This window comes from Kosmotoga sp., assembly GCF_982836095.1.
Genome location: NZ_CEYIHJ010000077.1, coordinates 1 through 8384, shown reverse-complemented (window position 1 = coordinate 8384; position 8384 = coordinate 1). Strand labels below are relative to the sequence as shown.

The window sequence follows — 8384 nt, the reverse complement described above, 5'->3', positions numbered from 1 at the left end:
TTCATATTTTCCAAAATAATCTCTGCGAAGGGACCTTTATATTTTTCCGCTTCTCTTCGAACCAGTTCGTTGACAATTGTATTGGCCTTTACGAGTTCTTTTTTTACGAGCGTATAGATCTTCTCAGCTTTGATCATAGTATCACCACTATTCAAAGGTCTTTAAAAGCCATATCTAAAAGGTTCTCATACTCCAGGTTCTTTTCATTGAGTTTGTTGTATTTCAATCGAATTTTTGTCAAGTCGCTTTCGAATTTTTCCAAGAGCTTCTTCATCCCCGTTTTAGAAGGTCCTCCAGATATTCTCCTGACTTCCACAAAGTGTTTTGGGGAAAGCACCTTTTGGATTTCTTTTTTTGAAAAGGGGAAAGTCTTTCCAATTTCCTTTTCAAAACTCTCTTTCAGAACATCATAAGATTTGCCAGAACGCACAAAGGCTGAAACGATTTTATGTGCCTTTCTAAAGCCTATTTTTGCCTCTCTCACAAGAGTATCTGCAAGTTCAGTTGTCGTAGCTCCAGAGGATAAGGCAAGTTCTTTACATCTTTCGCTGTTTACTTCTATCCCTTCTATAATTGTTTTCAGTAATACTACAACAGAATCAACGTACTCGCTCGCACTGTCAAAAATCCTCATTGGAGCATCTGCTACTTCGTTAACATCCTGAAAGGGGACATTCCTGAAAAGGTTTGTCAAATTTGCAAATTCCCCTGCTGCCATTTCTGAAAAGATTCTTATATGTTCAAGAATCACCGGATTTCTCTTTTGTGGCATAATGCTGCTTATCTGTACAAGTTCATCGGGAAAGTCCACAAGACCTACTTCATTTGATGCTTTGTGACTGATGTCAGCAACAAACCTTCCTACATCCTCAAGAAAATGCCTAATTGCTGAGGAAGGATGGGTTATCCAATGTGAGGAAACTATGGCACGATAGGAGTTCTCTACTGGTTTTTCAAAGCCCAAAAGCTCAGCAAGGCGTTCCCGATTGATATTAAAACCGCTTGTGGTTATAGCAGCTGCACCCGCGGGACAGAGATTTACTTTCTCATAGGCATTAAAAAGTGCTTCTAAATCTTCTATGACTTCAAAGGCAAAGGCAGACAAGTAATGAGCAAAAGTGGATACTTGGGCAGGTTGCCCGTGGGTGTAAAGCAAAAAGAGTTTGTCATCTGTCTCCAGAGTTTTTTTTAGGAGTTCCTTCAAAAGCAACAACATTGATTCAACAATCTTCAGAAGCTTTTTTCTCACGTGCATTCTAAAAACAGTTGTATCGAGATCATTTCTACTTCTACCTGTGTGAAGATAACCGGCAATATCAGATCCTACATATTTTGCCAGCTTGTTTTCAAAGAGAAAGAAAAGGTCCTCAAACCCTTCTGGCAGCTCTTCCGGTAAGTCAGAGTTTTTTTCAAAAGCTAAGATTGCATCCTTTATTTTTTTCGTTTTTTCGTAATCGACTACTTTGCACTCTTTCAATACTACAAGATGGGCCTTGTTTTCCTGAATAAAGTACTTCAGAAAATTTTGCTTCCAATTTCTGTACGAGGGAGCGAGAACGTACTTTTGATAATTTTTATTCATGCTCATTTCTCAACGCTTCCTTCAAGGAGTTCTTCGATGTTTTTATAAAGAACACGGTCTATTTCATCGTCTTTCATTCCTATGTAAACCATGGCCCGGTATTGCTCATCGAAATAGCTCTTTGAAAACCCTCTGGGGAACCAGCTAGAATCTGTTCCAAAAATGATCCTCTCGGGACCGATGGTTTCATAGTACTTTCTGAAAAGTTTTTCGAGAGTGATTTCATAAGGCATCCATCTCATCCACTGATTCGAACCACTTGTGTCTATGAAAACATTTGGACAAGCCCAGCATAAGTTAAGGGTCTCAAAAACATAACCATCGCCAAAATGCGGGATTATGAAGTTTATCTCTGGAAAATTTTTGGCGACATCGTGAATGATCAAAGGGTTTATATTGACGTGGCTTGCAATACCCCCTGCACCGCCCATAATTCCAAAATGAATGAGAACAGGAATTTTGTAACTCTGGGCAACTTCCCATACAGGATAAAGACTTTTATCATTCAAAGGGACCGAGACCCTGGGGCCAAGGATTTTATAACCGTTCAACCCCTTTTGCAGGTATTTTTCGAGCGTTTCTGCGGCATCAGGTTCTGAAGGGTCATGATGAGCATATCCCACAAATTTATCAGGATGAGCAGATATTATTCTCAACATATTATCGTTACCGTTTGCAGTAACAAAGACAACTTTTGATAGGTCGTATTCAAGAGTTTCTTCGTACCATCTTTCGATTAACTCATCCAAATCATCAATCGCCTGTGGAATAGGGAACTGCCAGGCTTTTCTCCATTTTTCACGTTCCGATTCAACTCTGGGATGAACTTCCTTATTCATAACACTCTTGAGATCTGAAAGTGGAAAGTGAGCGTGTGAATCGATTACCCTTGTTATCATACTGTCACCCCTTCAGTCCGGACATGGTAATGCCCTTTACAATTTGCTTCTGGAATATGAGGAAGAATATTATAAGTGGTATTGTGGAAACTGCTGCTCCTGTCATTATGAGTTCCCAACTCATGGAGTTTTCACTGGAAAAGTACGCTACTCCAACAGGTAGTGTGTACATTTTTGGTGAAGAAGTAACGATCAATGGCCATAAAAATGCGTTCCAGTTACCAATGAAATTGAAAATTGCCAGTGTAGCCAGAGCGGGTTTCACCAAGGGAAGCACTATCTTGAAAAAGATACCAAATTCTGAAACACCATCAATTCTCGCCGCATCTATGAGATCATTGGGAATAGTGGACATAAACTGTTTCATGAGAAATATACCGAAAGCGCTTATCATCCCTGGAAACATGATACTCCAATATGTGCCCATCCAGTGCAGGTTCCTTACCATGATATACCACGGGATCACCAGCATTTCAGTAGGTATCATCAACGTACTGAGAATCAGTATGAATATGAGCTTTCTTCCTGGAAAATCAAATTTTGCGAGTGTATAACCGATCAATGAATCAAAGAAAAGGACCGAAACCGTTGTTACCACCGCTATCAAAAGGCTATTCAAAAACCATCTTGGGAAAAGTGAGTAGTTAAAAATATACTGGTAATTGTACAGCGTTGGGTACTTTGGAAATAGATTGAATTCATATATTTCGCCGGAATCCTTAAAAGAAGAAGAGAACATCCAGATAAAGGGGAAGACCATTAGTACGGCGAATATAGTGAGAAATACGTATGCTGAAATCGTTGTTAATCTATCTCTTTTAACCATTTCATCACTCCCAAGATCATTAATATTCTATGTTTTTGTTCAGAATTATCATTTGAACAAGGGTTATTATCATAATTATTCCGAAAAGAATAACTGTCGCTGTAGCTGCTGTTCCCATATCAAAGGACATAAATGCCTTCTGGTAAATATACAAAACAAGAGGCTTGGTGGAATTTAGAGGACCTCCAGAACCTTGATCTGTCATGTTGTAAACCTGGGTGAAAATTCTCAAGAAAGTAATGCTCTGAGTAACGGCAAGGAATACGATAATGGGATTCAGAAGTGGAATAGTTATTCTCCACAAAATTTGCCTTCTGTTGGCTCCATCGATTTTCGCCGCTTCTATATACTCTTGAGGAATTGTTTGCAAGCCAGCTAAAAAGATGATTACACAGTAGCCGAGATTAACCCAAACGGTGGTAACCACTATAGACGGAAGAGCTTGAGAAGTGCTCATCAAAAAGGGTTGAGAATCCAAGCCAAGGATCGTGAGTAAATTATTTATGAAACCTATTGGTGGTTGTTGATACATCCATTTCCAAACCCAGCTTACTGCAACAAGAGGAGTGATATAAGGCATAACGTAAAGCAATCTATAGAAACCCTGAAACTTTTTTATCCTATTCAAGACTAATGCAAGATAAAGCGAAACTATTATAACTGCTGGTACACCAAACGCCACGTATTTCAACGTATTTATTATGGCCTTCACAAAGACCTCATCTTTGAAGATATTTATGTAGTTCAAAAGCCCGATAAAATTCTTTTTTGGCGATATCAAATCCCAATCTGTGAAGCTCAACCAAAAAGAATATACCATGGGATAAAATCTAACGACAATGAAGAACAAAAGTGGTATTGCTAGAAAAGTGTAAGCTGTTATGATTTTTTTCTGCCTTAGCCTCATTCTGCACACTCCCGAAAATGAAATTCAGCCCGGGGTGCAACCCCGGACTGAAAAACGATCAATGAACGGAACTCCAGAAATTGTCAAGAACCTTTTGCTCCTCTTCTGCAGCTTCTTTCCAGGCAATTTCAGGAGCTATGCCTTTCAAGACAACTTTATCAACAGCATCCATCATGACTTGCCTTTGAGCAGATTCGTCAACAAAGAACGTTGCATGAGCGTATTCCAAACCTCTTAAGAAAGCCCCATAGACAGGGTCATCGAAATATTGCTTCGCAAGCTCAGGGTTGGCAGGAAGTTCGCCTACGTTTTTCAACCAAAGCTTCATGGATTCTGGCGAAGAAAGGAACTTTATGAACTTTATCGCTGCTTCCAGTTTTTTGGGATCTTTGGTGGCATTTGTAGTAATGCCGTTAGCCCAGAAAGATGCAAAATTTGATTTTACACCAAGATAGCTTGGAAGTTCCGCAACACCCCAGTCAAGTCCTTTAATCTTATTGAGTGTTCCTATTCTGAAGGAACCATCAATTGTCATTGCGGCTTTTTGAGCTTTGAAAGCGGTCACATCATCATTCATGAACCCGGGATATCCTACTCTGTCAACAGTAATCAAATCGGTGTAGAATTTCAGAACATCGGAACCCGCACCAGTTTTGTCGTAAAGAACTGTTCGAGCATCAGAAGTATAAGGAACTCCTCCAAATTCTCTCACAAGGACTTCTCTTATCCAGTGATGCCCTTGCCCGGAAGGTTGCATGGTGAGACCTTCTTGAACGATATTTCCTTTTTTGTCGTATACTGTGAGCTTTTTGGCATACTCAACAAGTTCTTGTAAAGTTGTTGGTGGCTTTTCAGGATCGAGACCAGCTTTTTCAAAGAGCTTTTTGTTCCAGAAAAGTGCCAGAGATCTCACAGCAATGGGCAAAGCATAATATTTTCCGTTAAATTCGACTCCCTTTGATACGAAGGAAAAGAACTGTGACTGCAAATATTCCTTTGAAAAGACATCTTCGGGAAGGGGAATCAGATATCCGGAAGTAACATACTTCGGGATCCATCCGTAATAAAGGTTGATTACATCCGGACCGACTCCTGCGGGAATGGAAGAGGCTACTTTCTGATTGTAGTTTGCATATGGGAAAGTAACATGCTCTACTTCGATATCCGGATATTGCCTTTCGAACTCTTTGATCAGCTGATCGATGGTATTTTTCTTTGTTTCATAGAAATATTGCCAATACGTAATCTTCGTTTTTGCTGCAAAAGCGAAACTGGTAAGGATCACAGCAAGTAGTACAAGCATCACAAAAAATCGTTTCATACAAACACCCCCTATGTAGTTTTACCCTCTACGGGCAATCTATAAAAGAATTTCATTTTGTCCGTGATAAACCGCCCCCAACACTACTCCCAGTTCACCCAGCAAAGCCCTCTTAAAAGTAACTCTTTGGTATATCTCTTCTGGTACAATTCGCCTTATTGTTGGTAGGATTAATTCAATCAGGGTTTCATACTGGTTATAACCAATTCCACCGGTGATAACGATCACGTCAGGATCAAAAAGCGTTATTATATTTCCAAGCGCAACTGCAAGATGTTCACAGCCTTCAGTTAATATTTTTCTGAATGCTTCATCATTTTTGTGGGAGTCAAAATACTCTTTGAGATTCACCTTTTTACCTCTTTTTCCACTAAAGGCATTTTCAAAGCTATAACCCGAAAACCAGCTTTCAAGGCTTCCAAACCCATTTGTAGATATCCGGTCATGCGGCCAGCTTGTAATCATATAACCTATTTCGCCCGCCATACCATGAGAACCTTCGTACACCTGCCCATTTATCACAAAAGCCCCTCCGGTGCCTGTACCAAGAGAAAGTAGAAACATGTTTTTTGAGCCTTTGGCAGCACCTAACCACAGTTCCCCAAGCGCATTCAAAGTTACATCGTTCGCAATGCTAACAGGAAGCCCAAAACGTTTCTCTATCTCTTCGGCAAGATGAACATCTCTAAGATCGAAAGAAGGTATGAAATGTATAACTTGGTCGTCACTGCTCACAGTGCCAGGTACGCCTATACTTATTGCCAATATTTTTTCTTTGGGAATTTTCAAAACACTTTTGATACCAGTTTCAACAAGAGAAAAAAGCTCTTCTTTGTTCTTTATTCCTTTTGTGGAGAAATTCGTCTTTTCTAAAATTTTCCCTTCAAGGTCTGTTAAAGCAGCTATCATTTTTGTCCCTCCTATATCAAGAGCCACAATGTATTTGAAGTCAGGGACAAACGAAAGCAGAATCGGCTTTTTTCCACCTTTTTTTGAACTCAACCCACGCTTTTTTTCAACCAGTGCTCCCAGGGTTACGAACTTTGAAACAATTTTAGACACAATCGGCTTACTAAGCCCAATTTGCCTGGAAATCTCAGCCCTTGATATCAAGCCATGTTTTCTAACTGTATTCAAAACATTTATTTCGGTCCTTGTGAATTTCACCATGGATACGCTCCTTGTTTTGAGGTGTTTATTAGTAAACTAAATTAACTAACTAAATATAGCATTTTTTTATCCAATATACAAATCAAAAAAGCAAAGATAAAATTAGCTATTTACTTCTTAGAAGAGATATTCGTCAAAAACCGTTTCCATTCGACGATCGTTATTGGTAATAAACTTTTGAACATAGGCATTGCCCGGTTGCCGGTTTTGTTATAGACTTGAACCGGAAAATTCATTCAAAAGGGTGAGTACATGAAGCATACTAGCAAAAAAATACTTGAACCAATCTTGCTTCTCCTTCTTTTCGCCTTTTCCTCTTGCTTTTTGGTAGCCGCATGGGATTGGGTAATATGTTCAAGACAATAATGTACACCGCACATGATCTTCTCCTCAATACTGTATTTTTCATCATGGCAGTTGCCGTTTTGACTGGTGCATTGGGAGGGCTTTTGTCAGAATTTGGCGTGGTGAGATTATTAAACAAGCTTCTCTCACCATTGATGAAGCCTCTTTATGATCTTCCGGGGGCTGCTGCTATCGGCATAATCACAACATACCTATCCGACAATCCCGCTATACTCACATTGATAAAAGACAGGCATTTTGTGAGGTGCTTCAAACAATACCAGTTACCTCTCATGTGCAATTTGGGTACTTCTTTTGGCATGGGCCTCATGTTAACCACATTTATGATTGCCCAATCAGCTATTGCAGGCTACAACCTGCTTGTTCCAGTGCTTATAGGAAATGTTGCCGCTGTGGCTGGAAGCATCATTTCTGTTAGAATAATGAGCCATTATACACGAAAGGCTTTCAGAAACACATCGGCGTTTGGCGAAATTTCTATCCTTTCAAATAAAGAGACTCAAACGGATAAAAGCTACTTCGAGAGGTTTATGGATGCAATTCTCGAAGGCGGAAAGAGTGGCGTAGAATTAGGACTTTCCATTATTCCAGGTGTCCTGATTATCTCTACATTTATCATGATGCTTACCTACGGACCAGCTTCACCCAAAGGCTATTCGGGTGCTCCATATGAAGGTATCGCTGTGCTTCCTTGGTTGGGCGAAAAGCTCTTTTGGATATTAAAATTGCTTTTTGGCTTTAATTCACCCGAACTCATCGCTTTCCCATTGACTTCTTTAGGCTCTACTGGAGCAGCTCTTGCTCTTGTACCAAAATTCATTGCCGATGGCATACTTATGCCAAACGACGTTGCTGTACTTACGGCCATTGGCATGTGTTGGAGCGGTTATCTCTCAACCCATGTTGCCATGATGGATTCTCTTGGCTCACGAAATCTCGTTGGAAAAGCCATATTCAGCCATACTATTGGTGGAATGGGGGCTGGAATAATCGCTCATTTGTTGTATACTCTGGTATCATTGCGATAGAGAGGGAGAACGTTGTACCGAGTTATGAGTATCAAGAGCCGAGTTATGAATTATGAATTATGAGTTAAGGAGCCGAGAAATCGAGTGACGTGATTCGAGTTACGAGTAGCGAGAATATCAAGAGCCGAGTGACGTGATTCGAGTTACGAGAGAGAACATCTAAACCCCAATAACTGGACCCTATACCCTGCTCAATGCCCTAGACCCCGTTCTATAGTCGATTGCATCAGCAGTTTATAGCGTGTTTTTGAGAGAATCAAGAACAGGAATTATAGTTGCAACTAT

The 8384-nt window shown here is 40.1% G+C and carries 6 protein-coding genes and 1 pseudogene; 1 reads left to right on the top strand and 6 read right to left on the bottom strand.

What is annotated here, in order from left to right:
- Window positions 1–151: 151 nt before the first annotated feature.
- The 6 genes from AC3LHT_RS06310 to AC3LHT_RS06285 are packed head-to-tail and all read right to left on the bottom strand — an operon-like array spanning window position 152 to window position 6705.
- Window positions 152–1582, bottom strand: coding sequence for an argininosuccinate lyase (locus AC3LHT_RS06310; RefSeq protein WP_488662306.1), 1431 nt, complete (start codon window positions 1580–1582; stop codon window positions 152–154).
- Window positions 1583–1584: 2 nt separating this feature from the next.
- Window positions 1585–2481, bottom strand: a complete 897-nt coding sequence (locus tag AC3LHT_RS06305; RefSeq protein WP_290646797.1) for an amidohydrolase family protein — start codon at window positions 2479–2481, stop codon at window positions 1585–1587.
- A gap of 4 nt (window positions 2482–2485) precedes the next feature.
- Window positions 2486–3307, bottom strand: a complete 822-nt coding sequence (locus tag AC3LHT_RS06300; protein WP_290646795.1) for a carbohydrate ABC transporter permease — start codon at window positions 3305–3307, stop codon at window positions 2486–2488.
- A gap of 19 nt (window positions 3308–3326) precedes the next feature.
- Window positions 3327–4214, bottom strand: a complete 888-nt coding sequence (locus AC3LHT_RS06295; protein ID WP_290646793.1) for a carbohydrate ABC transporter permease — start codon at window positions 4212–4214, stop codon at window positions 3327–3329.
- A 58-nt stretch (window positions 4215–4272) separates the two neighbouring features.
- A complete protein-coding gene (locus tag AC3LHT_RS06290; protein ID WP_290646791.1) occupies window positions 4273–5535 on the bottom strand; it encodes a sugar ABC transporter substrate-binding protein in 1263 nt (420 codons plus the stop codon).
- A gap of 39 nt (window positions 5536–5574) precedes the next feature.
- The gene (locus tag AC3LHT_RS06285) at window positions 5575–6705 is read right to left on the bottom strand and encodes an ROK family transcriptional regulator (protein WP_488662305.1); all 1131 of its coding nucleotides are present in this window, start codon (window positions 6703–6705) and stop codon (window positions 5575–5577) included.
- A gap of 252 nt (window positions 6706–6957) precedes the next feature.
- On the opposite strand from AC3LHT_RS06285, the pseudogene AC3LHT_RS06280 reads away from it, so the two are divergent.
- Window positions 6958–8099 (top strand): annotated as a pseudogene (locus AC3LHT_RS06280) (CD0519/CD1768 family membrane protein).
- Window positions 8100–8384: the final 285 nt, after the last annotated feature.

Coding starts and splice junctions, on each gene's coding strand:
- AC3LHT_RS06310 (WP_488662306.1), bottom strand. CDS start 1,582: ATGAATAAAAATTATCAAAAGTACGTTCTCGCTCCCTCGTACAGAAAT.
- AC3LHT_RS06305 (WP_290646797.1), bottom strand. CDS start 2,481: ATGATAACAAGGGTAATCGATTCACACGCTCACTTTCCACTTTCAGAT.
- AC3LHT_RS06300 (WP_290646795.1), bottom strand. CDS start 3,307: ATGGTTAAAAGAGATAGATTAACAACGATTTCAGCATACGTATTTCTC.
- AC3LHT_RS06295 (WP_290646793.1), bottom strand. CDS start 4,214: ATGAGGCTAAGGCAGAAAAAAATCATAACAGCTTACACTTTTCTAGCA.
- AC3LHT_RS06290 (WP_290646791.1), bottom strand. CDS start 5,535: ATGAAACGATTTTTTGTGATGCTTGTACTACTTGCTGTGATCCTTACC.
- AC3LHT_RS06285 (WP_488662305.1), bottom strand. CDS start 6,705: ATGGTGAAATTCACAAGGACCGAAATAAATGTTTTGAATACAGTTAGA.